Below are 26284 nucleotides of genomic sequence, written 5' to 3' on the forward strand. Positions count from 1 at the left end.
CTGCGTGGAAAGATCCAGCGCTGACGCCACCCACTCGACGGGGATGTTTTGGGTGAAGGTGCTCAGGTCGGAGAAGTCGAAAAGGTCGCCGAGGTCGAGCAGGTCCTGTTGAACAGACATAAAAAATCCGATGCCAGAGATCTGGCATCGGATTTTCTAGGAAGCCCGGCGTGGACTCAAATGCTTAAGTGAACAGCATTACGCTCAGTGGCGGGCTTTTATCCTGACGTTATCAGTAGTTGTCAGAGGGTGAGGGCATGGGAGCACTTAATGATATGAACGCCCCCCTTAATACAGCTCAACGGTAGTAGCCATCATGGTAGTAGCGGTGGTCGCCATGCCAGCCACCTCCGCGTGGGAAACATACGCAACCGCTCATGGTCAGGATAATCAGCAGGGGAATCAGCACTGTGATTCGACGGAACATTTCTCAATCCTCATCGTTTGAACCGCATGGAGCCAAAATGCTTCATGGGCTGTAACATGAGACCCCGTTTGCAGCCGCTCATCCCCGAAGAAGCGTAGGGACTTGGCATGCATCAGGATACAAACCGGATACACATTTTCAGGTTCAGGAACCCGCAATGACCCAGTCGCAACGTTTGAAATATTCGATTCTGATCTCCCTTGTCGTGCTGGGGATCATGTTTGGTCTGTCGTACCTGCAGAACGCTGGAATGATCAGCGAAAAGCTGTTCCAGTACATCGCCATCGGTGTGGCGGTGATCGTGGTGGTGATCAACGGTGTGATGCGTCGCAAGGTCAAACCTTAGGCAACGTGGCAACGCATCATTGACTGCCGTAGAGCACGGCAGCCGCTTGCGGGTGCAGGCTGTAGCTTTTGTCGGGGTTCAAGACCACCACGCCTTCGCTGCACAGTCGCTTCAACACTTCGCGAACACTGAGAAAGGACAGGGGAATATCCATCTCCAGCAAGTGGCTGTGCACACCTCGCACCCCCAGAGGATGATCGTTCTCTGCGGCGGTCAGTAGCGCGTCGATGACTTTCAGGCGAATCAGGCTGGTTCGCAGGCCGAAGCTTTTGAGCAGTTGCCGGATGCGCTCATTATTGTGGCGTTCGGCGTTTTTGGCGAACGCGCCAGCGTCCAGATTCAGCGAACCGTTTGGCGCAGGGTTGCCATCCGTTGGCAGTTGCGAGTTGTACATGCAATAACTCCTTTTCAGAGCCTGATCAGGAAAAAGTGATGGGCGCTCTCATTAACTGATGACGAATGAGCTGCGTAAATTATGAAGGCTCGTATGTAGAAAAATTGTCGGAAGCACGTCAGCGCAAGGTGAGATGCCCGGTTTTGCCGGGGATGGACGGTTAAATTTTTTTCATCCTGAATCGTTACCGTGATGTCCCACGTCAGGATATGGCCGAGCATTATCCTGAGTGGGTGTGAAAAATGGTCAATCAAACCGGGTTGCTGATGATTGCCGAAGCGGCTGTTGACGCATGACTCATGGGCATCAATTTACGACCAAGGGTACCGGATCGAGCCGACGCCCCATTTCGCAGATCAGCCGCGCAACAGAGTCGGCATTGATAAGGATGGTGTCGATCCGCCGCTCTGCTGAAACCGGGTCACGAAATGCCTGTCGGGCTTCGGCCATGCTGCGGGTGCCGGTGATGGCCGTTATCCGGTCACGCAGTTTTTTAGCTTCGGGAATGTCATCGAGGTCCTGCCAGGTATTCAGCTCGCTGTTCCAATAGGCGAACAACTCATCGAGGGGGGTGTGTATCGACAATGCCTCGCGCTGAAACTGCTCTTGAGCCTGTTTCAACAGGTTGTTATGCATGAGAACTGTCGAGATCAGGTCACTAAAGGGCCTTCTGGATTCCACCAATGCGATGTCAATGGTATTGGAAAACAGGTGCGAAAACTCATGGATCAACGTGGCTGCCTGAGCATGGGCAACGACATCAAAAGGCTCTGTCAGTGCATGTTCATAAACACTCAGGCCTTGATTGAAGAATAATTCGGTGAAGTGCACCCTTTGTTGCTGATCTGCTGCGATGACGAAGGCGATCACCTTATCCTCGGGATAGCGGTTCGAGCCGACGACAAAGCGATTGTGATCGAGTCTGTCCAGTGTCGGGTCCACCAGCGCCTCGCACAACGGAACGATGGTGTCCTTGATCTTTTTCAGAATGGCGCCATCGATCGTCGGCACGTTAAAGAACTCTTTGAGAAAACCATCCAGCCGTGTTCCGGAGGTGGACGCTTTCAATTGAACCAGATTATGCAAACTGTTGAATGCGTAGAAACGCGCCATATCCAGCGCCTGTTGAATCATCCGGGCCTTTTCCGGGTGGAACCGATGGATGGCTTCCATGCCTTGGGCCTGGACGTTGATAAAGTGTCGCGCTACGGAGCGAGGCTGATGTGTGTTGTGCAGCCGTGACATGGCTTTACCGAAATGAACGCTATACACGTCCGGGTCCAGTAGCCACTGCGTGCCACTGTTCTGAAGATAAGGGCCCTGGCGTTGAGCATCGACGATACGTGATGCCACACCGAACTTTTTGATTTGATACACCTTGCCATCGACAGGGGCGTATTTGCGTTTGGTCGTTGACTCAAGGTAAGTGCCGTCAGCAGCCTTTGCCCCCAGCTTTTTCAACTCGACACCTGTGGCTTCAAAGGGTTGTAGCAGGGTGCGTGAAGGTGAAGTGACATCGACCTTGGACACGTCAGTGGCAACGAAAGGCGTTTCGACTATGGGTTCGCTGTGCACAACCGGCTCGGCAGTCGAGGCGGCGGGTTCGCGAAGTAACTTACCCAGCGCGACCATTTGCGCCACGCCGTTGATAAAGGTCCTCAGCGCCGTCTTCCAGTGATGGTCCTGAAGGGCTTCGGCCGACTGTTTGAAGGACGTGTAGCTTTCCCAGAGCATGAGGGGGAATGCCAGTTTGCCAGGCAAAAACTGGAGGCCGAATGCGATGCCTTTGGAGAACAACGCTTTGAGCGCTTCCCAGTCGGACTCTGCGCTACGCTGAGTCCGACTGCCGAGCAGGTGTGACAGCAGGTCTTTGTTATCGATGAATAGCTGGTGCAACAGGTTTCCATCGATAGGGTTGGACGCCAGCCGAATAACCGTATTGCTGCTACTTGCCAACACGTTTTCGTAGGTTGCCTTATGCGGATCGGGCAGGCGTCTGAGCACAAGATCCTGCAAGGCCCCCGGACGTTTGATGGCGCTCAGGACGCTGGCTTCATTTTCATATTCGGTGAGCCCCAGATGTTTGTCGTAAGGTGCGTAAAGAATCTGCGGCCCTGAGGCGCTTTCACCTATCAGGTAGAGCCCTGATGTTTTGACTGCCGCGGCGCCTTCGCTTGCGATCAATTCCAATGGACGAACGATGGCGTTGGCACCGGTTACGGCTGCGCGTGCCAGGGCGTCCGGCATGTCCAGCACCTGCTGAATCAAGCCGAAGCCGCGTTCTGTGAGTTTTTCCTGCAGTTTCAGCGCGTGGGCATGCAGCAACAGTTGCCAAGGCAACTGCTTGATGAACTGTTGTTGTCGGGAGGCGACGTCTGTTGCGTTGCTCGCCAATTTCTCTGTAAGGAACTGGCGGTATGCCGTCTTGATATCCAGCTGCTGCAACAGCCTTTTGACTTCGCTGGCATCCAGGTCTGTCGGGAGCGTTTGGGCATTTTTTGACGTAATACTGAAATCGAGATTCTGCAACGCGTGGGTCGGGTTCAGCGCGAAATCGGTCAATGTTTGCACAGCACCCGCCGACGCCGGATTAGGCGTCACCTTCAATTGGTCTGGATCAAGGCTGGCTTGCGGGAATCGCTGCCTCATCAGTGCCTTGAGCTGTTCGCGGACGTAGTCAGTCAACGGCTTTATGCCATGCAGGTAGTCTTCGCTGCTCTCGATGCTGTGCCGATACTGCTCCAGGAGTTCCACATGGCGTTGCACGTCGCTGTTGGGTGCCGCCCCCAGCCAGACGGGTAGCGACTGTTGCGTGATGATTGCCTCGGCAATTTGCGTCGCACGCTTCAGGTTGAGTGGGGTGGGCGCGCGCTTGTGTTGCTCAACATCAGCCAGTACCGAGGCGGCGGGTAACTTTAGCGAGAGGGTGTGTTTCCTGGCGTCCAGATAATGCTCGATGGCGGATTGCTGGCGGTCCTGAAGCACATTGCTTTCAATCAGTCGAAAAGACTCGAGTGTGTAAGTCCGGTGCGGACGGTATTGCGTGCGGGGAAGATTCTCCAGGAGCGACAGTCGTTTATTGTTATCCAAAAGACGTCTACCCAATTCGACTTTGGCGCTGGCGATGGAACTGAAGGATTCGAGCCCACGCCCAGGCGTCCAGAGGATCGCCCGACCGGAGGTGGACGGGTCAAGTCCACCACGTTCGGTCAGCAAAAAGCAGTTTGCCAGCGGTATCAGATTCGGCTCATTCGAGCACTCAAGCATCAATGACCAGGCATCTGGTCGAAACCCGTGCAGCTTGTCCCTTTGATTGCGAGTCGGTTTGTCCGGGTTGAGCACGGTATCGATGATCGCTTTTTCGTCTGCTCGCAGTGTCTTGGTGAGCACGCGAAGAGTGGCTTCACCCCGAATCCCCACCGACATTGCATGGGCCAGATCAGACTTGATGGCCTCCAGAGAAGTGCGTTGTTGCTCAACGCTACCTGAAGGCAGTGCTGCTATTTTCAAATCAAGGGACGATTGAGCGCTTTGAAATTTCTTAATCGAGACAGGGCGGCCTGTACCGCCAACACAATCGAAGGACTATTCGCAGCGCGTGCACGCCAGGATCACTTGGCCAGTCAGCGTGAACGGGCCGTTGACCGTGAGTGAGTCGCGTCGGGAAATGGGCAGAAAGCTCAACAGATCCGTACGCGCTTCAGCATCTTTCAGTGTGTCGTCCAGTGCCCTCAATAGCGCCGGTCGGTCATCAAACTTCAGCAGCCCGCCATAGGGTGTGTAGAGAATAGCCTGCGTGCTATTGGGTACCGGGTGCATCATGAAGCTACCGGCAAGGGTTCGGGGTCCGAACCGGCCACATTCAGCAGGATGTTCTCAACAGTCATCGGCGATGTTTGCGCGGTGCGAAGCGCGTGGGTCGCCAGTTCAATGTTACGTAGCCAGGTCAGGTCCGCGAGTGTGAACCCCATGGCTCTGACTCGTGGGCTCAATGTTTTGGTGGCGCGTAGTGCTTCAGGAAAAAAAAGCGGTAACGGTCGGTCGGTCATTGCTCTGGTCTCGGCTTGAGGCGACGGATGCGCGTCGCAAGAAGAAAGCGCAAGGCTAGGGCACAGGAAACATCGAACGGTGGTAGATAGTTAGTGCATCGCTGGCGCCTGTGTATTTGATGATCAGGCCCGCGGGGCGTCTTGGCAGCGTTGAACGAGGAAGGTTGACAGAGGACTCGGGAAACGGTGTTTAATCAGCTCGCTAGGTCTATGTACGCTGTTGCCCACTCCAATAATAAATCCGGAGCTTCAGATGTCTGTGCCACACGATCATGCAGTCAATGCAGTCTCGCCACACTTGTCGTACGAAGAATTGGTTGGCCTTCTGGAGTCGATATTTTTAAGGCATGGCACCTCTATGGAAGTCGCCAGGGTACTGGCCGAAAACTGTGCCGGCGCCGAACGCGATGGTGCCCACAGTCATGGGGTGTTCCGGATCCCGGGCTATGTCTCGACATTGAACAGCGGCTGGGTCAATGGCAAGGCGGTTCCGGTAGTCGAGGACGTGGCCTCGGGTTTTGTCCGGGTGGACGCCGACAACGGCTTCGCCCAGCCGGCGTTGGCCGCAGGTCGCGCATTGTTGGTCGAGAAAGCCCGCAGCGCCGGGATCGCGGTCATGGCGATCCGTAACTCCCACCATTTCGCTGCACTTTGGCCGGATGTCGAGCCCTTTGCCTATGAAGGCCTGGTGGCGCTGAGTGTGGTCAACAGCATGACCTGCGTGGTGCCGCACGGCGCCGATCGTCCATTGTTTGGCACGAACCCGATTGCGTTTGCGGCGCCCTGCGCAGGGGCCGACCCGATAGTATTTGACTTGGCCACCAGCGCCATCGCCCATGGCGATGTGCAGATCGCTGCACGTAAGGGTGAGCGTCTGCCGCCCGGTATGGGCGTGGACAGCCTGGGCCAGCCAACGCAGGACCCGAAAGCGATTCTGGAGGGCGGTGCATTGCTGCCATTCGGCGGGCACAAGGGCTCGGCGTTGTCGATGATGGTCGAACTGCTGGCGGCCGCGTTGACCGGTGGCAACTTCTCGTTCGAGTTCGACTGGTCCAATCATCCCGGGGCGAAAACACCGTGGACCGGCCAGTTACTGATCGTGATCGATCCGAGCAAAGCCGCCGGGCAGAGTTTCGCTGAACGCAGTCAGGAACTGGTCAGGCAAATGCATGGAGTGGGGCTGCGGCGTTTGCCGGGTGACCGACGTCATCGCGAGCGGGCGAAGTCGTTGGCTGGGGGCATCACGCTCGATGCGCAGACCCTGGCGCAATTGCGGGAATTGGCGGGCAATTGATGTGGAAAAGGCGAGCCATGACGTAATGCCAATTTAGTTAAGCGAACACAAGCTCCGAAACAGCAAAGATCGAATGTGGGAGCGAGCTTGCTCGCGATTGCGGTGTGACAGTAAACATTGATGTCGAATGTAAAACCGTCATCGCGAGCAAGCTCGCTCCCACACTGGACTTGCTTCGCTATACAGAACGTTATGCTAATGGCTCGCCTTTGTCGTTTCTTCAGCGACGACCCAGCAGTAAACCCACCACCAGACCAAAGCCGGCCGAGATCGCTACGGTTTGCCAAGGGTGACCACCGATGTAGGTTTCGGTCGCCTCGACCACCGGCTGGGTGCGTTCACGCACGCTGGACACGCAATTGCGTGCCAGCCGCAGTTTCAGCGCGACTTGTCCGCGCAGGTTTTCTGCTTCTTCGCCGACCAGTGAGGCACTGCTTTTGAGCAGTTTTTCCGACTCTTCGATCAGCGCTTGAAGCTCACTGAAGACTTGATCCTTGATTTGCTCGTCGTTTGCTTGCACTGGGGTTTTTCGGGCCATCGGGTGACTCCTTGCAGGTCAATGGGCAGTGGTCAATGGAGTGTAGGTGTAGCAGAAAAGTTGCAGTCTTTTTGCCCTGGAACTCAACGCCAATGGAAAATCCGCCCCCGGAAATTTCTGCCTACAGTGTAAGATGTCGCCTATTTTATGCAGCAGGTAACTCCCATGAGCTTCAATCTGGCCGACAAGCCCCTTGCCGAGCGCGCTGCGCTTGAAGATGAAAAGTCCCGTCTGTTCGACCTCTGGCAGAGCAACCTAGGCAAATCCAAAGGCGAAGCGGCACGTTTGTTCGGCGAGCGTTCCAAGCGCAAAGGTAAATGGTCTGAATGGGTGCGTTCCGAACTGGACGCCATGTCACCGCCGGAATACGCCAACATGGTCCGCAGCGAAGTTAACCGCTTGATGGCCGCCAAGTAACCTTCAGCTCATTCAGTGTGACTTGAAACTGGCGACAATCGCTTCACGCACTTTCAGCAGAAGCGGGTCGAGTTGGCTGTTGGTACGCCAGCCCAGTTCGATCGGATAGCGCGGCAGTGCCAGCGGGCAGGGCAGCAAAGCCAACCCGCTGAGTGCGGCGATGCTCTGCGCCGCATGGGCCGGGATCGTCGCCACGGCCCGGCTGCCCTTGAGCAGGAATGGCAGCGCGGCAAAATGCGTGGTCGACGCACAGACTCGCCGACTCAATCCCAGCCCCGCCAAACCCTCGTCGGTAATGCCGATAAACCCTCCAGACGACACCAGAATGTGCTCACGAGCGACAAACTCGTCGAGGCCTATTTCCTGTTGTCCGTCGGCCAGGCTGTCGGGGTCGACCAGACACTGATAGCTGCCTTCACCCAGCACCTGACGGCTGAGCAAGCGCTCGGCAAAACCGCCCGCGGTGATCGCCAGGTCAACGCTGCGCTCCATCAAGGCCTGAGCAACGATCTGGCTGTGGGTCTGACGAAAGATCAGCCGCAGTTTGGGCGCACGTCGGGCGATTTCCTCGATCAATCGCCGGCCATAGGCAATCTCGAAATCATCCGATAAACCGACAATCACTGAACGCCCTTCGTACTGGTTGGCTGCCGGATCGACCATCGCCAGGCTTTGTCGGCATTTGTTCAGCGCGTCGCTGACTACCGGTTTCAATTGATTAGCGCGCAATGTCGGCGCCAAACCACGTCCGGTGCGCACGAACAACTGATCGGCGTACACATCGCGCAGCCGGCGCAATGCCGCACTCACCGCAGACTGCGTGACGCCCAGACGCAGCGCGGCGCGGCTGGCGCTGGACTCGTCGTGCAGGGCTTCGAAGACTTTGAGCAAGTTGAGGTCAATGTCGGCGATATTCATTTGGCTCATATCTTTCAGCAGTGAGCGGGGCTTTATTCATGATCGGCGGTGGCCGGAGAATGAGCAATACCTCAATGCTCAGGGAGTTATCTCGATGCCAAAATCCATCGTTGCTGCGTTGCAAATCGGTTCGTTGCCAGGTGGCAAGGGCGAGACCCTGGAACAGATTCTGTCGTATGAACAGGCGATCATCGAGTCCGGCGCCGGGCTGGTGGTCATGCCCGAGGCTCTGCTCGGCGGATACCCCAAAGGCGAAGGCTTCGGCACGCAGTTGGGTTATCGATTGCCGGAAGGTCGTGAGGCGTTTGCGCGCTATTTCGCCAATGCCATCGATGTGCCGGGCGTCGAAACCGAAGCCTTGGCCGGGTTATCTGCGCGAACCGGGGCGAATCTGGTGCTGGGTGTGATCGAGCGTTCAGGCAGCACCTTGTACTGCACAGCGTTGTACCTCGAGCCAAAAAACGGCTTGGTGGCCAAGCACCGCAAACTGATGCCCACCGGCACCGAGCGGTTGATCTGGGGCAAGGGCGACGGCTCGACACTGCCGGTGATCGACAGCCAGGTCGGACGCATTGGCGCAGCGGTGTGCTGGGAAAACATGATGCCGCTGCTGCGCACCGCGATGTATGCCAAGGGTGTGGAAGTCTGGTGCGCGCCAACGGTCGACGAGCGCGAAATGTGGCAGGTCAGCATGCGCCACATCGCTCATGAAGGACGTTGTTTCGTGGTCAGCGCCTGCCAGGTCCAGCCATCACCGCACGCTTTGGGTGTGGAGATTGCCAACTGGCCGGCCGAGCGCCCATTGATTGCCGGTGGCAGTGTGATTATCGGCCCAATGGGCGACGTGCTGGCCGGACCACTGCTGGGCGGCGGGGGGTTGCTCACGGCCGAGATCGACACCGACGAACTGGTTCGTGCGCGCTACGACTACGACGTGGTCGGGCACTACGCGCGCCCGGACGTGTTCGAGTTGACCGTGGATGAACGGGCCAAACCCGGTGTGCGGTTTATCTGAGGCGCGGTTTACCAAGTGCCCGCTGTCGAACCCGGCAGGTTGAGTGTGCCTTTGTCGACGAAGCGCATAGTGCCGAATGCACCACCGGCCAATTTGCCGCGCAACACATAAGGCAGGTTGTCGAGGGATTGTGTCTTGCTCAGGCCTAGGGTTTGGCGCAGCACGGAGAACGCAGAAATACTCACTGGCACGCTGATGATCGCCTCGGAGTAACGCGGGATCGACCCCCGCTGATCGCTCACGCCCGAGGCCAAGGGCTGGCCATTGACCTCCAGGCTCAGGGCCACGCCGTTGTAGTCGATGGGGGTTTCGTTGGGGTTTTGCAGACGCAGTTTCACTGCAAAACGCACTTCCAGGTCCTGGTTTTGCAAGGGTTCGATGCCGACCACATTGACGTTCAGCGGATCACGATTGGGGAACAGGGCGCAGGCGCTCAGGCTGAGCAAGAGCAGGGAAAGGCTTAAAGCGAGGAATCTGCGCATGAACGAGCTCTCGAAAAAATAAGGGTCGAACCGCCAGTGGCTCGACCCTCGAGCAGCGTTAGCGGTTCACCTGTGCGACCACGGAAGGCTTGAGTGGTTCGCCGTGGGGCATGACATCCGGGTTTTCCATGACCGTGAGGATTGTAGCTTCCGGATGCCAAAAAGATCGCAGGCTGCGCCAGCTCCTACGCCGGATCAAGTGGATCGAGGCGATCCAGTGCGCGATTCACCGCCAACTCGGCCAGGGAAATCATCTGCTGAATCGCCAGTGCGGTATTGCGCTTCGGACCGTCGAGGTCAAACGCCAGATCGCTGGCCATGACATTGGCCGAGGCGAGGGTCTCGCAGGCGTGGGCCAGCAGGGTTTCGCTGTCGACGTCGGGGGCAATGACGAAAATGCAGCCGGGGCGTCGGTCGGATAGCAATGCCTTGGTCTCAGGCAGTACCAGGTAGTGATCGAGCGCACGGTGCGCAGCGGCGTGGAGCTCTTTTGAATCGAGGGAAGCGTAGGGGGAAACGGGGTCGGTTTCGGGGGGATTGGGTGTTGGTTTGAACATGGCGAATCTCCTTACTTAAAAGTGGAGTCGCAACCTATTGCTACCAAACGATAGGGTGGCGACTGAACGCAGGTTGGTAGACCGGGTAAGGAAACCGGCGCACCCGAAGGCGCCCTGCGCACAGCCGCCATAACAAACAGCAGGCAAAAAGAAATCGCCCACTGATTGGAAATGTCGGCGCTGTGCGCCTTACCCGGGCTACCAAACCCGATCGCTGATTTTCAGCGACACGGAAACGATAGAGGCGAGGACCCAAGCGCACAAGCCGGCGGATTCTGGCGCAGGTGTAGGTCACGACGCAAGGCGTTGTAGCCTGTGGTTTATCCATTGGCCGACAAATTAAACGCGTCAGTAAATCCTTCTTCAAACGCCAGCTGCGCCTCTCCCGGCATCTGCGCACGGTGCCGGGCCAAGTGGAAGGTCGATTGCTAACGCAGTGCGGCTCTGCTGACAGTTTCTGACAGTGGCCTCTGCTAAGCTCCGTCGACCTTCATTCCACAGAGCAGGCTGATCGTGTCGCGTACCAGTCGGTTGTTGACCTTATTGCAAGTGCTGCGCGGTAAAAGTCGTCCGGTGACGGCGGCGACACTGGCCAGTGAGCTGGAGATCTCGGAGCGCACGCTGTACCGCGATATCGCCGAGCTGACGGCCCTCGGCGCGCCGATCTTTGGCGAAGCAGGCATCGGCTACGTGCTGCGCAGCGGTTTGTTTCTGCCACCGCTGATGCTCAATGCCGACGAGACCGAAGCGGTGGTGCTGGGGTTGCGCTATGTCGATCAGCGTGGCGATGAGGTGCTGAGCAAAGCCGCCGCCGATGCTCTGGCGAAGATTGCCGCCGTGTTGGCGCCGGACGCTCAGGAAGCCTTGCGCAATCCGACGGTATTGCCGGGGCCGCCGGGTTACGGTTATCCGCAAAACGCCGTGGAGTTGAACGTGTTCCGCCAGGCGATTCGTGCGCAAGCCAAGTTGCAGATCGATTACGCGGACGTGAACAAAACCCCGAGCCAGCGGCTGATCTGGCCGTTGGCGCTGGGTTTTATGAATGAGGCGCGCGTGATCGTCGCCTGGTGCGAGTTGCGCGAGGCTTTTCGAACCTTTCGCACCGACCGGATTGCCGCCGCCCGAGAGCTGGGTGAACGCTATCCTGGGCGTCGCAGTGACCTGTTGCGGGCCTGGCGCAAGGCGATGCAACTGGATGAAGCGGGGCGTTTCACTCCTGACAAGAACTGACACAGCGCTGCTTTAAAATGGCTCCAGAATCAACCAACAAGGAGCCGTACCATGTCGAACCCAGCCGTTTCACTCGCACCCGCCATTGCCGCCTATATCGCTGCCGCCAATGCCCGTGACAGCTCGGCAGTCGCCAGTTTTTTCGCCGAGGACGCCAACGTTTTCGATGAAGGCGCCCATCAGGTCGGCACCCACGCCATCGCGCAATGGATGGAAGACACCGCGCGCCGTTACCAGCCTCGGGTCGAAGTGCTGGACGTGCAGCAACGCACCGGCAAAGTACTGGTCAGCAACCTGATTTCCGGCACGTTCCCCGGCAGTCCGCTGGAACTGCGCTATGTATTCCGCCTGAACGAGCAGGGCAAAATTGCCCGGCTGGATATTTCGTTGTAGGCGCGGTCGGTTCTATCGGTGCCATACTTCGCGCTTTCCGCTGCGAAACAGACCGGTATGACCTTCGATTCGCCCCTCAGTGCTTATCAGTACGCGATCAAGCAAAAAGGCTTCGTGCCGGATGCCGCGCAAGAACACGCCGTTCAGGCATTGCAGCAGTGCCACGAAGCCTTGCATCAGGGCCGAACGCCGATCACCGGGGTTTATCTCTGGGGCCCGGTCGGGCGGGGCAAGACCTGGTTGATGGACCAGTTCTACCAGAGCCTGCGCGTACCCGCCCGACGTCAGCATTTTCACCATTTCATGGGCTGGGTGCACCAGCGCTCGTTTCAACTGACCGGCACCGTCGACCCGCTGCGAGCGCTGGCCCGTGAGCTGGCCCGGGACGTGCGGGTGCTGTGTTTTGACGAGTTGTTCGTGAACGACATCGGCGACGCGCTCATTCTCGGGCGGTTGTTCCAGGTGATGTTCGACGAAGGCGTGGTGATGGTCTGCACCTCCAATCAACCACCGGAACAGCTGTACGCAGACGGTTTCAACCGTGAGCGTTTTTTGCCGGGGATTGCCGCGATCAAAAGCCACATGCGGGTGGTGGCGGTGGACGGTGGTGAAGATCACCGATTGCATCCGGGAATTGGTCTGCAACGGTATTGGGTCAGTGCGCCGGGTCAGCCTGATCCGATGAGCGAGGTGTTCAACACCCTGACCGAAGGACAGCCGGTGTCCAGCGCCCCGGTGATCATTGGCTATCGCTCATTGATTGCCGTCAAGGCCAGTGAAACCGTGCTCTGGTGCCGTTACGCGGACCTGTGCGAGCAACCGTTCGCGGCGATGGACTTCATGGCGCTGTGTGATCGCTTCAGCGCTATTCTGTTGAGCGAAGTCCCCAATCTCAGCGCCCATCAGCGCCCCGGCCGCATTGCCCGAGGCACCGAGGATGGCGCTGAGCGCGTCGAGGCCGGTGACCGCGAACTGCCGCAATTGTCGGTACATGACGACAGCGTGCGGCGCTTCATCGCGCTGGTCGACGAGTGCTACGACCGCAAAGTACCGCTGTACCTCGACGCGCAGGTGCCGATGGATGAGCTGTACACCGAGGGGTATCTGGAGTTCCCGTTTCGCCGGACCCATAGCCGGCTGAAAGAAATGCAATTGCAGCGTTTTGCCGAAGCCTGAATGACCGCAGGCCACGCCCCAGAACGTGCGCAGCCTGCGATCCTCAACTTGGTCTTACCATAGCTTGACGCTGTAACTTAGGATCAAGCGGTTTTCGTTGGTGTCGCGCTGGTAGTTGCTCTTGCTCATACCGTTGCGCCAGCGGGCGCTGACGTTCTTCAACGGGCCGCTCTGAATGGTGTAGCCCAGGTCGATGTCACGCTCCCACTCCCGACCTTCACCGACAAATTTCCTGATCTGCGCCTGATCGCCCTTGGCGTAACGCGTGGAGAACAGCAGCCCCGGTATGCCCACGGCAGCGAAGTCGAAATCGTAGCGGGCGTGCCAGGCACGTTCTTTGGTTTGCGAGAAGTTGCTCAGTTGGTACTCGGTGAACAGGTAGGTGTTGCTGCCGTCGACGTAGGCAAACGGTGTTTCACCGTACTGCTGCTGGAAGCCGCCACCGATGGAATGCCCGGCAATCGCATACATGAAGCGGGTGCTCAAGGCGCGGTTGTCGACGGTGCCGGCCAGCCCTGCGCCGGCCTCGTCGGCACTGAAATAGCGGATATCGCTTTTCAGCGTGCCGCCGCCCAGCGCCAGGCTGTGCTTGAGGCCGACGTAGTGCTGCTGATAAATGTCCTCAAGCTGCGCGTAGTGATAGCTGCCGGTCAGGGTTGGGGTGAATTGGTAGTCCGCGCCGCCGAAACGGAACTCGTCGCTTTTTGCCGAGCTCTTGTAAGCCCCGCTCTGACTGGTCAAACCCATTTTTTCGTAGTCGGTGGATTCCCGCTGTTTGACCCGATCGATCTGCCCGCCGCGCAACGTGAGGCCCTTGATGTCGCGGGAGCTGAGCAGGCCACCTTCGAAGGTCTGCGGGAGCACCCGGCTGGTGTTCGGTTGCAGCAGCGGCAGGTCGGGCAGCAAATGACCAATGCGCAGTTCGCTCTTGGCCACCCGGGCCTTGGCGGTCAGGCCCACCTTGGAATAGCTGTCGTGGGCACGCCTGGCGTAGCTCGGTTTGCCGGGCTCGGCCTGGCTTTCTCGGGACAACAAACCGCTGCCGGAGCGATCGGGGCTGGAGTCGAGCTTCAGCCCAAGCATGCCGAGCGCATCCAGACCAAAGCCGACCGTGCCTTCGGTGTAACCCGATTGCAGGTTCAGCAGAAATCCCTGGGCCCATTCGTCACGCTTGGACTGGCCATCGCCTTCGCGGTAATCGCGGTTGAAGTAGTAGTTTTTAAGGTCCAGCGTGGCCTTGCTGTCCTTGAGGAATTCCGCTTCGGCGGCCATTGGCAGCAGGCTGGTGCCGCCGATCAAGGTCAAGTGCTGCATGAGTCGTGCGTTCATGGTGTTGGCTCCTGTGAGGGCTCTTTGTTGTTTTCTCGGGCATGGCTTCGCCTTGGGCGCCCTCAGTGGTTTCTGAAGGCGCCTGAGGTGAAGTCAGTGATCGCTAGCGTGTGGGCAGCAGGGTTTCGGGTTTTGGTCGTAGGCGGTATCCGCCACCCATTAACTGTTCCAGTGGGCTCGCGGCTGCCAGCAATTGGCGGGTGTAGGGATGCAAGGGCTTATCGAAGACCGCCTCACGGCTGCCGATTTCCACGATATGACCCTGGTGCATGACCGCCACCCGATGGGCGATGCGTTCGACAGCCGCCAGGTCATGGGAAATGAACAGGCAAGCAAAGCCGTACTGCGCCTGCAAGCGCTCGAACAGTTCGAGGATTTGCTTCTGGATGGTCATGTCCAGCGCCGAAATCGGTTCGTCGGCGATCACCAGTTGCGGGTGCCGCACCAGCGCTCGGCCGATGGCCACCCGCTGTCGTTGACCGCCCGACAACTGATGGGGAAGCCGCTCCATGAACGCTTCCGACAAACCGATATCCACCAGCGTGGTGGCGACGCGCTGACGTTTTTGTTCTGCGCTCAGCTCCGGTAAATGACGCAACGGTTCGGCGAGGGTTTCGCCAATGCGCATCCGCGGATCGAGGGACGAGTAGGGGTCCTGAAAGATCATCTGGCATTGCAGCCGATGCTCACGCTGACCGGCCTTGAGGATATCGATGCCCTTGAAGCGAATCTCGCCGGCACAGGGTTTGACCAGCCCCACCAGCGCACGGCCCAGCGTGGTTTTTCCCGAGCCGCTGCCCCCGACCAACGCCAGGGTTTCACCCGGAGCGATGCACAGGTTGGCGCTGTGCACGGCGCGCTTGGGCTGCGATTTTCCCCAGAACCGTGCATGACCTGGATGCTCGATGCTGACGCCGATAATTTCCACCAGGGGTTTGTCGGCCGCCGGTAACACGGCCAGTTCGCCGCGCTTGGGCAGCGCTTCGAGCAATTGGCGGGTGTAGGCGTGTTGTGGAGCCAGCAGAATGGTGTTGATTGAACCTTGCTCCACCGCCTGACCGTGACGCATCACCACAACCTTGTGGGCATAACGCGCCACCAGCGACAGATCATGACTGATGAACAGGATCGCCGTGCCTTGTTCGCGGGTCAGCTCCAGCATCAGTTCGATCACGTCCAGCTGTGCCAGGCAATCGAGCGCGGTGGTGGGTTCGTCGGCAATCAGCAGCGCCGGACGCAGCAGCATCACCGAAGCGAGCATGATCCGTTGGCGCATGCCGCCCGAGAACTCATGGGGATAGGCGCTCAGGCAGCGCTCGGGATCGGCGATGCCGATGCGCGTGAGCATGTCCACGCAGCGTTGGCGAATCTGTGCCGTGTTCAGGTCGGTGTGCAGGCGCAGACCTTCGGCCATTTGCTCGCCGATGCGAATGGCCGGGTTGAGTGAGACCATCGGCTCCTGAAAGACCATGCCGATTCGCGCGCCGCGGATGTCACGCCATTGCGCGCCATTCAGTTGATTGAGGTGCTGGCCTTCAAAGCGGATCGCACCGCCACAGACCTCCATCGGCAGCGGCAGCAGGCCAATCGCTGCGCGCGCGGCCATGGTCTTGCCGCTCCCGGATTCACCCACCAGCGCGACAATCTCGCCGGGCGCGACAGTGAAACTCAGATCGTTGACCGCCAGCGGGCCTTCGGCACCGGCGCGGATCAGCAGGTGGTCAACTTCAAGCAAGGGTTTTTGACTGGGCATGATCAACGGCTCATCCGTGGGTCGAGGCGGTCGCGCAGGGCGTCGCCGAACAGGTTGATGGCGACCAGCGCCAGGGCGATGAACAACCCCGGGAACAGGCCGAGCCAGGTAGCGTTGGCAATGTACGGGCGGCTGGCGGCGAGCATGTTGCCCCAGGTCGCCGCGGGTGGCGGAACACCCAGACCAAGGAAACTCAAGGCGCTTTCCGACAGCAGTGTCCAGCCGAACATGCTGGTGGCAAGCACGCACAGCGGCGCGACACAATTGGGGGCGACGTGTCGGTACAGCGTGTAGAACTCCGAATTGCCGATCACTCGTGAGGCTTCGATGAACTCGCGTTCACGCAGCGACAGCACACTGCCACGCACCACTCGAACCACCGACGGCGTGTAGGCGATGCTCAAGGCCAGGATGATGCCGTACTGGCTGGCACCGATGATCGCCATCAATCCCAACGCCATCAGAATGCCGGGGAAGGCCAGCAGTGCATCGTTGATCATCATCAGAATGCGATCGGTCCAACCCCGCAGGTAGCCGGCGAGCATGCCGATCACACTGCCGAAAAACAGCGCCATGCATACGGTCAGCAGGCTGATCCACAAACTGGTGCGCGCACCGATGATCAGCCGGCTGAGCACGTCGCGACCAAACTCGTCGGTGCCCAGCCAATGCAGCGCCGAGGGCGCTTTGAGGCGGGACAGCAAGTCGATTTTCAGCGGATCGCAAGGTGTCCAGAACACACCGAGCAGGGCCATGCCGATTAACAACACCAGCAACGTGCCGCCAATCAAGGCGTTCGCCGGTGGCCAACGCAGCGGGCGACGCGCAGGTGTAGCGCTTACGGACACGGAAGACAGGCGCGCGGTCATAGCTTCACCCTTGGGTCGAAGAGTGGATAGAGCAGGTCCACCAGCAGGTTGACCGCCACGTAGATGAAGGTGATCAACAGCAGGCAGCCTTGCAGCGCGGGGTAGTCGCGAGCGTAGATGGCGTCGACCATCAAACGGCCGATGCCCGGCAGGGTGAACACCGTTTCCAGCACCGCGATACCGCCCAGCAAATTGCCGAGGATCAAGCCGATCAGGGTCCAGGTTGGCGCGAAGGCATTTGGCAACGCGTGACGCCACAGCACCGCACGTTCCGATAAGCCTTTGGCTCTGGCGTGGGCGATGTATTCCAGCCGTAGCACTTCGATGGTACTGGCACGGGCCATCCGGGTAATGGCCCCCAACTCCACCAGCGTCAGGGTGACAATCGGCAGCACCAGATAGGTCATGGCTTCACCGGGGTTCTGCGCGAACGGCACATAACCCACCACGGGCAGCCAGTTGAGCTTGATCCCGAACGCGTAGAGCAACAGCAAGCCGAGCCAGAAGCTGGGAATCGACAGCAGCAGGGTCGCGCCGGTGACCAGCCCCAGGTCCAGCGCGCTGTCCTGTTTCCAGGCAGCGAGCAAGCCTGCTGGAACGGCAATCAGCGCCGCCAGCAGGACGGCCACCAACACGATGCTGGCGCTGACCGAGAAGCGGTCGAGGATCAGCTCCAGCACCGGTTGTTTGCTGGTGATCGACACGCCAAGGTCGCCACTGAGCACCGACTGCAACCAATAGACGAACTGCACGCCAATCGAGTGATCCAGTCCCAGTGCTGCGCGGGTAGTGGCCAGGCTCTGCGGATCGGCCATATCGCCGAGCATCAACAGCGCCGGGTCGCCGGGGATGAAGCGGATCAGTGCGAACACCACCACCGAAATCAGCAACAGGGTCGGTACGGACAGTGCCAGGCGTTGAGCGATAAATCGCAACATGATCGATCTCCTACTCAGCCAGTTTCACGCCCCACAGGCGCGGTTTGGCGATGGGCCAGGAGCGGTAACCTTCGACCCGATCCTGAAAGGCGCCGACGGTGCTGCCGTTGTACATCACCACCATGGGTACATCGGCGAGCATCTGTTGGTGCAACTGGTCGAACAGCGTCTGACGTTTGAGCGGAGCGATTTCACGCATGGATTCAAGCATCCAGCCCTGCGCCTCGGGGTTGTCCCAGACCTTGCGCGGTTGCTGATTCTTGTCACCCATCACCGACTCGAAGTTCAGCGCCGCGTCGAAGCGTGCCGAATAGGAAAACGCCATGATCTGGTACGCACCGCTCTGGTAGCGCTCCAGTTGCGTGCCCCATTCGAGGGTTTCGATATCGATGTTCAACCCGGCCGCCTGGGCCATGGCCTGGCTCAGCACCGCCATGTCGAACACGCTCTGGTAACGTTTATTGGTGATGATTTTCAGCGGCTGGCCGTTGTAACCGGCTTCCTTGAGCAGGCGTTTGGCTTCTTCGATGTTGGCTTTGTAGCCTTGCTTCTGTACGTCCTTGTGGTAAGGGCTGGTATCCGGCACCACCGAGTTGTTGGCGTGAGAGGTGCCTTCGGTGAGTGCCTGGACCATTTGTTCGCTGTCCAGCGACAGCGCAATGGCGCGGCGAATGCGCACGTCCTTGAGCAATGGGTCGCGGGTCTGGAACAGCAGGGCATTGAGCGACATGTTGGCACTGCTGGAGGTCTTGATGCCTGGCAAAGCCCCGAGTTCGCGGGCGTCCATCACCGTGACATCGGGCAGCACATCGACGCCTTTGGATTGCAGTGCGGCTTTGGCTGAGGCGGCATCGGGAATGACCATGAAACGCAGGTCGTCGATGAAGGACTGTTTGTTGCCGGTGTAGCCGTCGGGGCTCGTCTCCGGACGGGCGCTGTAGTCGCTAAAACGCTGTAGATCGACGTATTGCCCCGGCTTCCATTCGGCGAGCTTGAACGGCCCGGTGCCGATCGGCGCTTGCCATTTGCCGCTGGCATCAACAGAAGACGGGTGCAGGATGCCGGTACCGCCGCAATCGGAACGGGCCATTTGCGCAAGGAACAAGCCATTGGGTTTGTCCAGGGTGAAGATCACGGTCAATGGATCGGGCGCGCTGATATCGGCGACTTTCGCCACGCCTCGGCCATCGAAGTCTGCCAGGCAGCGCCACTGGGTTTGCGGGTCGAGATAACGTTTCCAGGTCCACAGTACGTCGGTAGAAGTGAGGGGGGCGCCGTTATGAAATTTCACCCCGTCACGCAGGGTGAAGCGGTATTCCAGGCCATCGGCCGAGACCTCGACCTTGATCGCCAGCAGCGGGCCGACCGAGGCGTCCTCGCGGTAGGCCACCAGGCCTTCGACGATGTGCAGCACCACCGCGTCGGTGTTTTCGTCGCGATTGACGCCGGGATCGGTGCTGCGAATGTCCGCGTTGAGCGCTACACGCAAGGTGCTGGCGGCCTCGGCGCTGAGACTGCCAAGGGCGAGACTGCTGAACCCTAGCGTCAGGGCGATACGAGTGAATGTATGCACGGGAGTGATGCTCCTTTGGCGGTTTGCGACGGTTGGAACCGGCAGAAGTCGCAAACCGTTAGTTGTTTATTGTCATTGTTCTTGTCGTGCCGCCCGGAGGGCGTGGGTGTCGCGTGAGTTACTTGAGGTACCGGTTGATGTCGCCCTCCATTGCCAGCGAGTAGGCGGTGAATTCGCGGTTCACGGCCGGTAGAGGTGCTACTTCCATCAAACCTTTTGCCGGGCGCATCACCACCATGGCGACCGTGGCCGACAGGTTGCCGGCCATGTTGGAAAGCGGCGGGCGGCAGACAGCCCAAGGGGTGCCGAAGTCATCGAAGAAGGCTTTTTTCAGGTGCTCGGCGGTCAATTGCCCAGGCGTTTCGCTGAGGATCTGCCGCACGCGCACATCGCGGTAGAGACTTTCCGGCACGCTGTTCAATCCGGCTTCACGCAACTTGCCCAGTGCCACCGGGCTCTGCCAGTGGTTGGCATGCACCAGCAATCCCTGTTCGGCTTGAATCGGGAAGACTTCGTCCGGGGCGCATTCAAAATTGATCGCGTACCCACCGGCGTGGCTGAGCATCATGTTGTTGGAGGTGGATTTGGCGGTGGTGGCGACCACCTTGATCGACAGCGCAAAGTGCGCGGCCTCCAGCGCCTTGCGTCGAATGAATGGCAATGGCACGCCGACCTGGGTGTAGTCGCGTTCGGATTCCAGGTAGTTGGCGGTGATGGCGGTGCCGATCGAGTTCATCCCGTTGCGGGCCAGGCCACCAGCCTCGGTGAAGGTCAGTACATCGGGGCCGTCTTCGCGCAGGACTTTCAGCACGATGGCGCTCTCGGCACATTCCGCGCGCCAGTCCCAGTTTTGTCCGTGAATCACTTCGTTTGCGGCCGAAGCCGTTGGCAGAATCACCGCCCCGGTGCAACCGTCCGGATCGGGCAGGCGCGCCTTGCGCCGGCCCAACTGAATGATCTCGGTGCGGGCGTTGATCAGCACGATGGCTTCTAATTCGCAGCCGGCACCCTCGGCAATGCCGCGCATTTCCTGAGCGTACTCCGGCTCGAATGCTTCGATGCTGGGTACGAACTCATTGGCGAAGCCACGGATGTCGGCCCAGGTGTAACCCATCTTCAGCAGTTGGACAGAGTAGATCTCGATGCTTTTGTGAATCCGCTGACTGACGGCTTGACCGTATTGAACGCCGCGTTCGAAAGGGGTACCGCTGATCTCGACGAGAGGGAAAGGGGAGTGGCTCATGGTTGGCAATCTCATGTTTTTTGTTTGCGTTGGATACAAGGTTTACCGGAACCAGATCCTCTGTCAATGCTTTTGGTTGACTAATAAAACCTTGCTGTAGGCGTCCTACAGCAGGTCATTCATCGAGCCAAGCCCGCAAAGGCCCTGTTTATCTGCGGTGTAGCGATGTTTATGACCTGTCGTTCTGCCTGTTGTGTTTATCTTGTGTATTTAGCTTTCGAAAAAATCGGAAAACTCCTGCTTTTTGTGCCTGAGAACGACAAAGGGAGGTGTCCCGTACTGAATTGCCGATAAAACGTCTCTCCGTGGTGATTTGGCAGTTGTCCGCAGTGCTCCCGGCACGCTAATGTCGGTTAGCCCAGCGCTGACAGCGCGATGCGCGCAGGGATGCACACTCATTGTTCGATCGAGGATGGAAATGGAATCCGCAGATATCCTGGTACTCCAGGCCAGCTACACCAACCCGATACACGCCGAAGCGATCAGTTTTGTTCTGAACCACTACGCTGAAGACCCGATGGGCGGTGGCACGCCGTTATCGGCGGATGTGTTGCAGCAATTGCCTGGCGAACTGGCCAAGCGACCCCATGCATTCAGTGTCCTGGCGTTTGTTCACGGGGAGCCGGCGGGGCTGGTGAATTGCTTCGAAGGTTTCTCGACCTTCGCCTGCCGTCCACTGGTCAACGTCCACGACGTAGCAGTGGTCGGAAAATTCCGCGGGTTGGGTCTGAGCCAGAAAATGCTGCGAAAGGTCGAGGACATTGCCCGTCAGCGCGGCTGCTGCAAAATCACTCTGGAAGTGCTGGAGGGCAACGCCGTCGCGCAGGGCTCCTACAGCAAGTTCGGATTTTCTGCGGGGATGTTCGATTCAGCTCACGGCCGTATGCTGTTCTGGATCAAGGCGCTTTAAATAGACGCTGAGACAGCCAGTCGCACCTGCCATTGACGCGATCACGAAAAAGGGCATCTCCAGGGGATGCCCTTTTTCATTTTCGAATCACTATCAGCGCCGATTTTGGTTTTTATCGGCGATCAAGGGAACTTTTCTATTTTTTGTTGTCCTTGTGTCTTCGCCAACGTTTGGGACGTTATCCCTATAGCTCGGGCAAATCGTCCGGAAACCATGTTGCAGCGCTCTGGACTAACCTTAATCAGGCTCATTGCGCTATAACCTTTGGCACACTTTTATTTGTAGTAAGGAGCATCAGCACATGCAACTGGGGATTATCGGACTGGGCCGCATGGGCGGCAACATTGCGCGGCGCTTGATGCTCAATGGGCACACCACTGTGGTCTATGACCGCAACACCGCGTTCGTTGACACCCTGAGTCAAGAGGGCGCCACTGGCGTTGCGGACTTGCCAGCGCTGGTCGCGGCACTGGATAAACCCCGAGCGGTCTGGGTCATGCTGCCAGCGGGCGCGCCGACCGAAGAAACCATCGACACCTTGAGCCAGTTACTGGACGCCGGCGATGTGATCATCGATGGCGGCAACACCTTCTATAAGGACGACATCCGCCGCGCGAAAACCTTGTCGGAAAAAGGCCTGAAGTACATCGACGTTGGCACCTCCGGCGGCGTTTGGGGGCTGGAGCGCGGCTACTGCATGATGATCGGTGGTGACGCTGACGTGGTTGATCGCCTCGATCCATTGTTCGACGCGCTGGCGCCAGGCCTGGGCGATATCCCGCGGACCAAGGACCGGGTCGCCGAAGATGATCGTGCCGAACGTGGCTACATTCACGCCGGCCCCGCAGGTTCCGGGCACTTCGTGAAGATGATTCACAACGGCATCGAGTACGGGATGATGCAGGCATTTGCCGAAGGCTTCGACATCCTCAAGACCAAAGCCTCGGAGAACCTACCGGAAGACCAGCGTTTTGATCTGAATGTGGCCGACATTGCCGAAGTCTGGCGTCGTGGCAGCGTGGTCTCGTCCTGGCTGCTGGACCTGACGGCCGATGCCCTGGCCAGCGATCCGAAGCTTGACGGTTACTCCGGTTCCGTCGCCGACAGCGGCGAAGGTCGCTGGACCATCGAAGCGGCGATGGAGCAAGCGGTGCCGGTACCGGTGCTGTCCAGTTCACTGTTTTCCCGTTACCGCTCGCGTCAGCAAGGCGCCTATGGCGACAAAATCCTTTCGGCCATGCGCTTCGGCTTTGGTGGCCATGTCGAGACGCCGAAAAAATGACCGCGATCCGCAAGAAATCCAAGGCACACCCCGCACCGCCGACCACGTTGTTCCTGTTCGGTGCCCACGGCGACCTGGTGAAGCGCTTGCTGATGCCGGCGCTGTACAACCTCAGTCGTGACGGTTTGCTCGGTGATGGACTGCGGATCATCGGTGTCGATCACAATGCGATCAGCGACGTGGATTTCGCCAAAAAGCTTGAAGACTTCATTCGCGCCGAAGTGGCCAACAAGGTCGGCCATGACCCTCTGGATCCGGTGCTCTGGGCCAAACTGGCCAAGGGCATCAGCTATGTTCAGGGTGATTTTCTCGACGACAGCACCTATCAGGCGCTGGGCGCAAAAATCGCCGAGAGTGGTACCGGCAACGCGGTGTTCTATCTGGCCACCGCGCCGCGCTTTTTCAGTGAAGTGGTGCGCCGTCTGGGTTCGTCCGGGCTGCTGGTGGAGAGCGACGACGCCTTCCGTCGGGTCGTGATCGAAAAACCCTTCGGCTCCGACCTGCATACCGCCGAGGCTTTGAACGCGTGTTTGCTCAAGGTCATGACGGAAAAGCAGATCTACCGGATCGACCATTACCTGGGCAAGGAGACGGTGCAGAACATACTGGTCAGCCGGTTCTCCAACAGCCTGTTCGAAGCGTTCTGGAGCAACCATTACATCGATCACGTACAAATCACCGCCGCCGAAACCGTTGGTGTCGAAACCCGTGGCAGTTTCTATGAACACACGGGCGCTCTGCGGGATATGGTGCCCAATCACCTGTTCCAGTTGCTGGCGATGGTCGCGATGGAACCGCCGGCGGCATTCGGTGCCGATGCGGTGCGAGGTGAAAAAGCCAAAGTGGTGGGGGCGATTCGTCCCTGGTCCACCGAAGAGGCGCGAGCCAACTCGGTACGCGGTCAGTATGTCGCCGGTGAAATCGCTGGCAAACCGTTGGCCGGTTATCGCGAGGAACCTAACGTCGCATCAGACAGCTCGACGGAAACCTATGTCGCACTCAAGGTGATGATCGACAACTGGCGTTGGGTCGGCGTGCCGTTCTACTTGCGTACCGGCAAACGGATGAGCGTCCGCGACACGGAAATCGCCATCTGTTTCAAACCTGCGCCCTACGCGCAGTTTCGCGACACCGAAGTCGATGAGCTGCAACCGACTTACCTGAGGATCCAGATTCAGCCTAATGAAGGCATGTGGTTCGACCTGCTGGCCAAGCGTCCCGGGCCGGCGCTGAACATGGCCAACATCGAGCTGGGTTTTGCCTACAAGGACTTCTTCGAAATGCAGCCTTCCACCGGATATGAAACCTTGATCTATGACTGTCTGACCGGCGATCAGACGCTGTTTCAGCGCGCTGACAACATCGAAAATGGCTGGCGCGCGGTTCAGCCGTTTCTCGATGCCTGGAAGGAGGACGCCAGCGTGCAACCCTACGCTGCTGGCGAAAATGGCCCGGATGCCGCTGATGAGTTACTGGCTCGTGACGGTCGCGTCTGGCACAGCCTTGGATGAGCCCGCTCCCACAGGGTCAGTGTTACAACCAGTAGCTGACCGCATACCAGCCCAACACTCCCATCACGATGGTGTACGGCAAAGCCATCCAGACCATGCGCCCGTAAGACAACCGAATCAGCGGGGCAATCGCCGAGGTCAGCAAAAACAGAAACGCCGCCTGACCATTGGGTGTTGCCACGCTAGGCAGGTTGGTGCCGGTGTTGATGGCAATCGCCAGGGTTTCGAAATGCTCGCGGCTCATATGGCCAGAGATGAAGGCCTGCTTGACTTCCGTGATGTAGATCGTCGCCACGAACACGTTATCGCTGATCGCTGACAACAAACCGTTAGCGATAAACAGCATGCCCGGTTGCTGATCTGCCGGCAGGGCCAGCACCCACTGGATCAGCGGCGTGAACAGTTGCTGATCGTGAATCACTGCCACAACGGCGAAGAACACCACCAGCAAGGCCGTAAATGGCATCGCATCCTTGAAGGCATTGCCGATCCGGTGCTCTTCAGTGATGCCGGTGAACGCGGTGATCAAGACGATCACCATCAAGCCGATCAGCCCGACCTCGGCAATGTGAAACGCCAGCCCGACAATCAGAATCAGTGCGGCTACGCCTTGTACCCACAGGGCAGCGCGTTGGCGGGCCGTGTGTTCGGCATTGTCCTGTACCGCATAGTTGGCCAGCACCGCGCGGACGTTGTCCGGCAGCAAAGTGCCGTAACCGAACCAGCGCAGTTTCTCCAGCAACACACAGGTCACCAGGCCCGCCACCAGCACCGGCAGCGAGACCGGTGCGACTTTTTGGAAGAACGCTGCAAAGTGCCAGCCCATCTCATGGCCGATCAGCAGGTTCTGTGGCTCGCCCACCAAGGTGCAGACACCGCCGAGCGCCGTGCCCACCGCGCCGTGCATCAGCAGGCTGCGCAGGAATGAGCGAAACTGCTCAAGGTCTTCGTGATGCAGGGCGGGCAGGTTGTGGTCGTCGCTGAATTCGCTGTCCTGCCGTGGGTCATTGCCCGAAGCCACGCGGTGATAGACCGAGTAGAACCCGACGGCCGCACTGATGATCACGGCGGTCACCGTCAGTGCATCGAGAAATGCCGAAAGAAACGCTGACAGAAAACAGAACATCAGCCCCAACAACGCCTTGGAACGAACCCCAAGCAACAGTCGAGAGAAGAGAAACAGCAGCAGGTCTTTCATGAAGTAAATGCCCGCTACCATGAACATCAGCAGCAGGATCACCGGAAAGTTGTGTTGCAGCTCGTCATACAGGGCTTCAGGTGTCGTCATGCGCAGCAGCAACGCTTCGACCATCAACAGGCCACCTGGCATCAGCGGGTAGCACTTGAGTGCCATGGCCAGGGTGAACATGAACTCGGCCACCAGCATCCAGCCCGCTGCCACCGGACCTGTTGTCCAGAGTACCAGCGGGTTGAGGATCAGGAAGGCGAGAATGCTCGCTTTGTACCAGCGCGGTGAATGCCCAAGGAAGTTGTGCGCAAACGCCTGGGTCATTAAGCCGGACATCGGCTGTTCCTTCTATCAAGAAGCACGCAACTTGCCGTAATAGTCAGGGAAGATCAAGTTCTTGAAGGCAGAAAGAGGCAGGGATACCTGAAGTGTTTCGATAAAAAGTGCGGAT

General features: G+C 58.7%; 26 protein-coding genes. 10 read left to right on the forward strand and 16 right to left on the reverse strand.

The window, feature by feature from the left end; all coding sequences use genetic code 11:
- Nucleotides 1-298 precede the first annotated feature (298 nt).
- Nucleotides 299-427: a hypothetical protein gene (locus AC1RPZ_RS00005; protein ID WP_493133559.1), complete on the reverse strand. Its 129-nt coding sequence runs from the start codon at nucleotides 425-427 to the stop codon at nucleotides 299-301.
- A gap of 157 nt (nucleotides 428-584) precedes the next feature.
- On the opposite strand from AC1RPZ_RS00005, the gene AC1RPZ_RS00010 reads away from it, so the two are divergent.
- Nucleotides 585-773, forward strand: a complete 189-nt coding sequence (locus tag AC1RPZ_RS00010) for a hypothetical protein (protein WP_493133561.1) — start codon at nucleotides 585-587, stop codon at nucleotides 771-773.
- Nucleotides 774-789: 16 nt separating this feature from the next.
- Here AC1RPZ_RS00010 and AC1RPZ_RS00015 read toward each other — a convergent pair whose 3' ends face one another.
- From AC1RPZ_RS00015 to AC1RPZ_RS00030, 4 genes are all read right to left on the reverse strand, one after another.
- Entirely contained in the window at nucleotides 790-1167 is a 378-nt protein-coding gene (locus tag AC1RPZ_RS00015) for a fe2+ zn2+ uptake regulation protein (protein ID WP_493133564.1), read from the reverse strand.
- Between the two features lie 306 nt (nucleotides 1168-1473).
- Nucleotides 1474-4677 carry a dermonecrotic toxin domain-containing protein gene (locus tag AC1RPZ_RS00020; protein WP_493133569.1) on the reverse strand — a complete coding sequence of 1068 codons (3204 nt, stop codon included), beginning with the start codon at nucleotides 4675-4677 and terminating at the stop codon, nucleotides 1474-1476.
- A gap of 75 nt (nucleotides 4678-4752) precedes the next feature.
- A complete protein-coding gene (locus AC1RPZ_RS00025; protein WP_493133571.1) occupies nucleotides 4753-4989 on the reverse strand; it encodes a hypothetical protein in 237 nt (78 codons plus the stop codon).
- Nucleotides 4986-5138 (reverse strand): hypothetical protein, encoded by a 153-nt coding sequence (locus AC1RPZ_RS00030; protein WP_493133573.1) that lies wholly within the window; start codon nucleotides 5136-5138, stop codon nucleotides 4986-4988. Before AC1RPZ_RS00030 ends, AC1RPZ_RS00025 begins: the two co-directional genes overlap by 4 nt.
- 331 nt (nucleotides 5139-5469) lie before the next feature.
- On the opposite strand from AC1RPZ_RS00030, the gene AC1RPZ_RS00035 reads away from it, so the two are divergent.
- Nucleotides 5470-6510 (forward strand): Ldh family oxidoreductase, encoded by a 1041-nt coding sequence (locus AC1RPZ_RS00035; RefSeq protein WP_493133575.1) that lies wholly within the window; start codon nucleotides 5470-5472, stop codon nucleotides 6508-6510.
- 220 nt (nucleotides 6511-6730) lie between these two features.
- Here AC1RPZ_RS00035 and AC1RPZ_RS00040 read toward each other — a convergent pair whose 3' ends face one another.
- Nucleotides 6731-7048, reverse strand: a complete 318-nt coding sequence (locus AC1RPZ_RS00040) for an ElaB/YgaM/YqjD family protein (RefSeq protein WP_493133577.1) — start codon at nucleotides 7046-7048, stop codon at nucleotides 6731-6733.
- Between the two features lie 165 nt (nucleotides 7049-7213).
- On the opposite strand from AC1RPZ_RS00040, the gene AC1RPZ_RS00045 reads away from it, so the two are divergent.
- Nucleotides 7214-7465, forward strand: a complete 252-nt coding sequence (locus tag AC1RPZ_RS00045; RefSeq protein ID WP_262111038.1) for a hypothetical protein — start codon at nucleotides 7214-7216, stop codon at nucleotides 7463-7465.
- A 12-nt stretch (nucleotides 7466-7477) separates the two neighbouring features.
- On the opposite strand, the gene AC1RPZ_RS00050 is transcribed toward AC1RPZ_RS00045, so the two are convergent.
- The gene (locus tag AC1RPZ_RS00050) at nucleotides 7478-8392 is read right to left on the reverse strand and encodes a LysR family transcriptional regulator (RefSeq protein ID WP_493133579.1); all 915 of its coding nucleotides are present in this window, start codon (nucleotides 8390-8392) and stop codon (nucleotides 7478-7480) included.
- A gap of 85 nt (nucleotides 8393-8477) precedes the next feature.
- On the opposite strand from AC1RPZ_RS00050, the gene AC1RPZ_RS00055 reads away from it, so the two are divergent.
- Nucleotides 8478-9398, forward strand: a complete 921-nt coding sequence (locus tag AC1RPZ_RS00055; protein ID WP_493133581.1) for a carbon-nitrogen hydrolase family protein — start codon at nucleotides 8478-8480, stop codon at nucleotides 9396-9398.
- Between the two features lie 8 nt (nucleotides 9399-9406).
- Here the strand turns inward: AC1RPZ_RS00055 and AC1RPZ_RS00060 are convergent, their stop codons facing one another.
- Both AC1RPZ_RS00060 and AC1RPZ_RS00065 read right to left on the reverse strand, forming a co-directional pair.
- The gene (locus AC1RPZ_RS00060; protein ID WP_493133583.1) at nucleotides 9407-9880 is read right to left on the reverse strand and encodes an LEA/WHy family protein; all 474 of its coding nucleotides are present in this window, start codon (nucleotides 9878-9880) and stop codon (nucleotides 9407-9409) included.
- 185 nt (nucleotides 9881-10065) lie between these two features.
- Nucleotides 10066-10437, reverse strand: coding sequence for a DUF6124 family protein (locus tag AC1RPZ_RS00065; RefSeq protein WP_493133585.1), 372 nt, complete (start codon nucleotides 10435-10437; stop codon nucleotides 10066-10068).
- A 513-nt stretch (nucleotides 10438-10950) separates the two neighbouring features.
- On the opposite strand from AC1RPZ_RS00065, the gene AC1RPZ_RS00070 reads away from it, so the two are divergent.
- Genes AC1RPZ_RS00070 through zapE form a run of 3 tightly spaced genes read left to right on the forward strand, consistent with a single transcriptional unit; the run spans nucleotide 10951 to nucleotide 13236 of the window.
- Nucleotides 10951-11667: a helix-turn-helix transcriptional regulator gene (locus AC1RPZ_RS00070; RefSeq protein ID WP_493133586.1), complete on the forward strand. Its 717-nt coding sequence runs from the start codon at nucleotides 10951-10953 to the stop codon at nucleotides 11665-11667.
- Between the two features lie 51 nt (nucleotides 11668-11718).
- Complete coding sequence (locus AC1RPZ_RS00075) at nucleotides 11719-12060, forward strand: nuclear transport factor 2 family protein (RefSeq protein ID WP_145016865.1); 342 nt, start codon at nucleotides 11719-11721, stop codon at nucleotides 12058-12060.
- 57 nt (nucleotides 12061-12117) lie between these two features.
- A complete protein-coding gene (zapE, locus tag AC1RPZ_RS00080) occupies nucleotides 12118-13236 on the forward strand; it encodes a cell division protein ZapE (RefSeq protein WP_493133588.1) in 1119 nt (372 codons plus the stop codon).
- A gap of 54 nt (nucleotides 13237-13290) precedes the next feature.
- On the opposite strand, the gene AC1RPZ_RS00085 is transcribed toward zapE, so the two are convergent.
- The 6 genes from AC1RPZ_RS00085 to AC1RPZ_RS00110 form a co-directional block, all read right to left on the reverse strand.
- Nucleotides 13291-14565 carry an OprD family porin gene (locus AC1RPZ_RS00085; protein WP_493133590.1) on the reverse strand — a complete coding sequence of 425 codons (1275 nt, stop codon included), beginning with the start codon at nucleotides 14563-14565 and terminating at the stop codon, nucleotides 13291-13293.
- 103 nt (nucleotides 14566-14668) lie between these two features.
- Entirely contained in the window at nucleotides 14669-16318 is a 1650-nt protein-coding gene (locus tag AC1RPZ_RS00090; protein WP_493133592.1) for a dipeptide ABC transporter ATP-binding protein, read from the reverse strand.
- Between the two features lie 2 nt (nucleotides 16319-16320).
- Nucleotides 16321-17187: an ABC transporter permease gene (locus AC1RPZ_RS00095; protein WP_493133594.1), complete on the reverse strand. Its 867-nt coding sequence runs from the start codon at nucleotides 17185-17187 to the stop codon at nucleotides 16321-16323.
- Nucleotides 17184-18125: an ABC transporter permease gene (locus tag AC1RPZ_RS00100; RefSeq protein ID WP_493133596.1), complete on the reverse strand. Its 942-nt coding sequence runs from the start codon at nucleotides 18123-18125 to the stop codon at nucleotides 17184-17186. The genes AC1RPZ_RS00095 and AC1RPZ_RS00100 overlap by 4 nt, the downstream gene beginning before the upstream one ends.
- A gap of 10 nt (nucleotides 18126-18135) precedes the next feature.
- On the reverse strand, nucleotides 18136-19698 hold the full coding sequence (locus AC1RPZ_RS00105) for an ABC transporter substrate-binding protein (protein ID WP_493133598.1): 1563 nt from the start codon (nucleotides 19696-19698) through the stop codon (nucleotides 18136-18138).
- 118 nt (nucleotides 19699-19816) lie between these two features.
- Complete coding sequence (locus AC1RPZ_RS00110; RefSeq protein WP_493133600.1) at nucleotides 19817-20941, reverse strand: C45 family autoproteolytic acyltransferase/hydrolase; 1125 nt, start codon at nucleotides 20939-20941, stop codon at nucleotides 19817-19819.
- A 418-nt stretch (nucleotides 20942-21359) separates the two neighbouring features.
- On the opposite strand from AC1RPZ_RS00110, the gene AC1RPZ_RS00115 reads away from it, so the two are divergent.
- The 3 genes from AC1RPZ_RS00115 to zwf all read left to right on the forward strand — a co-directional run bounded on the left by AC1RPZ_RS00115 (nucleotide 21360) and on the right by zwf (nucleotide 24644).
- Nucleotides 21360-21851 (forward strand): GNAT family N-acetyltransferase, encoded by a 492-nt coding sequence (locus AC1RPZ_RS00115; RefSeq protein WP_493133604.1) that lies wholly within the window; start codon nucleotides 21360-21362, stop codon nucleotides 21849-21851.
- Between the two features lie 277 nt (nucleotides 21852-22128).
- Entirely contained in the window at nucleotides 22129-23133 is a 1005-nt protein-coding gene (gene gnd, locus AC1RPZ_RS00120; protein WP_493134755.1) for a phosphogluconate dehydrogenase (NAD(+)-dependent, decarboxylating), read from the forward strand.
- Nucleotides 23130-24644 carry a glucose-6-phosphate dehydrogenase gene (gene zwf / locus AC1RPZ_RS00125; protein ID WP_493133606.1) on the forward strand — a complete coding sequence of 505 codons (1515 nt, stop codon included), beginning with the start codon at nucleotides 23130-23132 and terminating at the stop codon, nucleotides 24642-24644. Before gnd ends, zwf begins: the two co-directional genes overlap by 4 nt.
- A 22-nt stretch (nucleotides 24645-24666) precedes the next feature.
- On the opposite strand, the gene nhaB is transcribed toward zwf, so the two are convergent.
- Nucleotides 24667-26169: a sodium/proton antiporter NhaB gene (nhaB, locus tag AC1RPZ_RS00130; protein WP_493133607.1), complete on the reverse strand. Its 1503-nt coding sequence runs from the start codon at nucleotides 26167-26169 to the stop codon at nucleotides 24667-24669.
- Between the last annotated feature and the right edge of the window lie 115 nt (nucleotides 26170-26284).

The sequence above is a fragment of the Pseudomonas sp. GW822-FHT02D10 genome, assembly GCF_058802345.1.

Coding starts and splice junctions, on each gene's coding strand:
- AC1RPZ_RS00005 (WP_493133559.1), bottom strand. CDS start 427: ATGTTCCGTCGAATCACAGTGCTGATTCCCCTGCTGATTATCCTGACC.
- AC1RPZ_RS00010 (WP_493133561.1), top strand. CDS start 585: ATGACCCAGTCGCAACGTTTGAAATATTCGATTCTGATCTCCCTTGTC.
- AC1RPZ_RS00015 (WP_493133564.1), bottom strand. CDS start 1,167: ATGTACAACTCGCAACTGCCAACGGATGGCAACCCTGCGCCAAACGGT.
- AC1RPZ_RS00025 (WP_493133571.1), bottom strand. CDS start 4,989: ATGATGCACCCGGTACCCAATAGCACGCAGGCTATTCTCTACACACCC.
- AC1RPZ_RS00030 (WP_493133573.1), bottom strand. CDS start 5,138: ATGGGGTTCACACTCGCGGACCTGACCTGGCTACGTAACATTGAACTG.
- AC1RPZ_RS00035 (WP_493133575.1), top strand. CDS start 5,470: ATGTCTGTGCCACACGATCATGCAGTCAATGCAGTCTCGCCACACTTG.
- AC1RPZ_RS00040 (WP_493133577.1), bottom strand. CDS start 7,048: ATGGCCCGAAAAACCCCAGTGCAAGCAAACGACGAGCAAATCAAGGAT.
- AC1RPZ_RS00045 (WP_262111038.1), top strand. CDS start 7,214: ATGAGCTTCAATCTGGCCGACAAGCCCCTTGCCGAGCGCGCTGCGCTT.
- AC1RPZ_RS00050 (WP_493133579.1), bottom strand. CDS start 8,392: ATGAGCCAAATGAATATCGCCGACATTGACCTCAACTTGCTCAAAGTC.
- AC1RPZ_RS00055 (WP_493133581.1), top strand. CDS start 8,478: ATGCCAAAATCCATCGTTGCTGCGTTGCAAATCGGTTCGTTGCCAGGT.
- AC1RPZ_RS00060 (WP_493133583.1), bottom strand. CDS start 9,880: ATGCGCAGATTCCTCGCTTTAAGCCTTTCCCTGCTCTTGCTCAGCCTG.
- AC1RPZ_RS00065 (WP_493133585.1), bottom strand. CDS start 10,437: ATGTTCAAACCAACACCCAATCCCCCCGAAACCGACCCCGTTTCCCCC.
- AC1RPZ_RS00075 (WP_145016865.1), top strand. CDS start 11,719: ATGTCGAACCCAGCCGTTTCACTCGCACCCGCCATTGCCGCCTATATC.
- zapE (WP_493133588.1), top strand. CDS start 12,118: ATGACCTTCGATTCGCCCCTCAGTGCTTATCAGTACGCGATCAAGCAA.
- AC1RPZ_RS00085 (WP_493133590.1), bottom strand. CDS start 14,565: ATGAACGCACGACTCATGCAGCACTTGACCTTGATCGGCGGCACCAGC.
- AC1RPZ_RS00090 (WP_493133592.1), bottom strand. CDS start 16,318: ATGCCCAGTCAAAAACCCTTGCTTGAAGTTGACCACCTGCTGATCCGC.
- AC1RPZ_RS00095 (WP_493133594.1), bottom strand. CDS start 17,187: ATGACCGCGCGCCTGTCTTCCGTGTCCGTAAGCGCTACACCTGCGCGT.
- AC1RPZ_RS00100 (WP_493133596.1), bottom strand. CDS start 18,125: ATGTTGCGATTTATCGCTCAACGCCTGGCACTGTCCGTACCGACCCTG.
- AC1RPZ_RS00110 (WP_493133600.1), bottom strand. CDS start 20,941: ATGAGCCACTCCCCTTTCCCTCTCGTCGAGATCAGCGGTACCCCTTTC.
- AC1RPZ_RS00115 (WP_493133604.1), top strand. CDS start 21,360: ATGGAATCCGCAGATATCCTGGTACTCCAGGCCAGCTACACCAACCCG.
- zwf (WP_493133606.1), top strand. CDS start 23,130: ATGACCGCGATCCGCAAGAAATCCAAGGCACACCCCGCACCGCCGACC.
- nhaB (WP_493133607.1), bottom strand. CDS start 26,169: ATGTCCGGCTTAATGACCCAGGCGTTTGCGCACAACTTCCTTGGGCAT.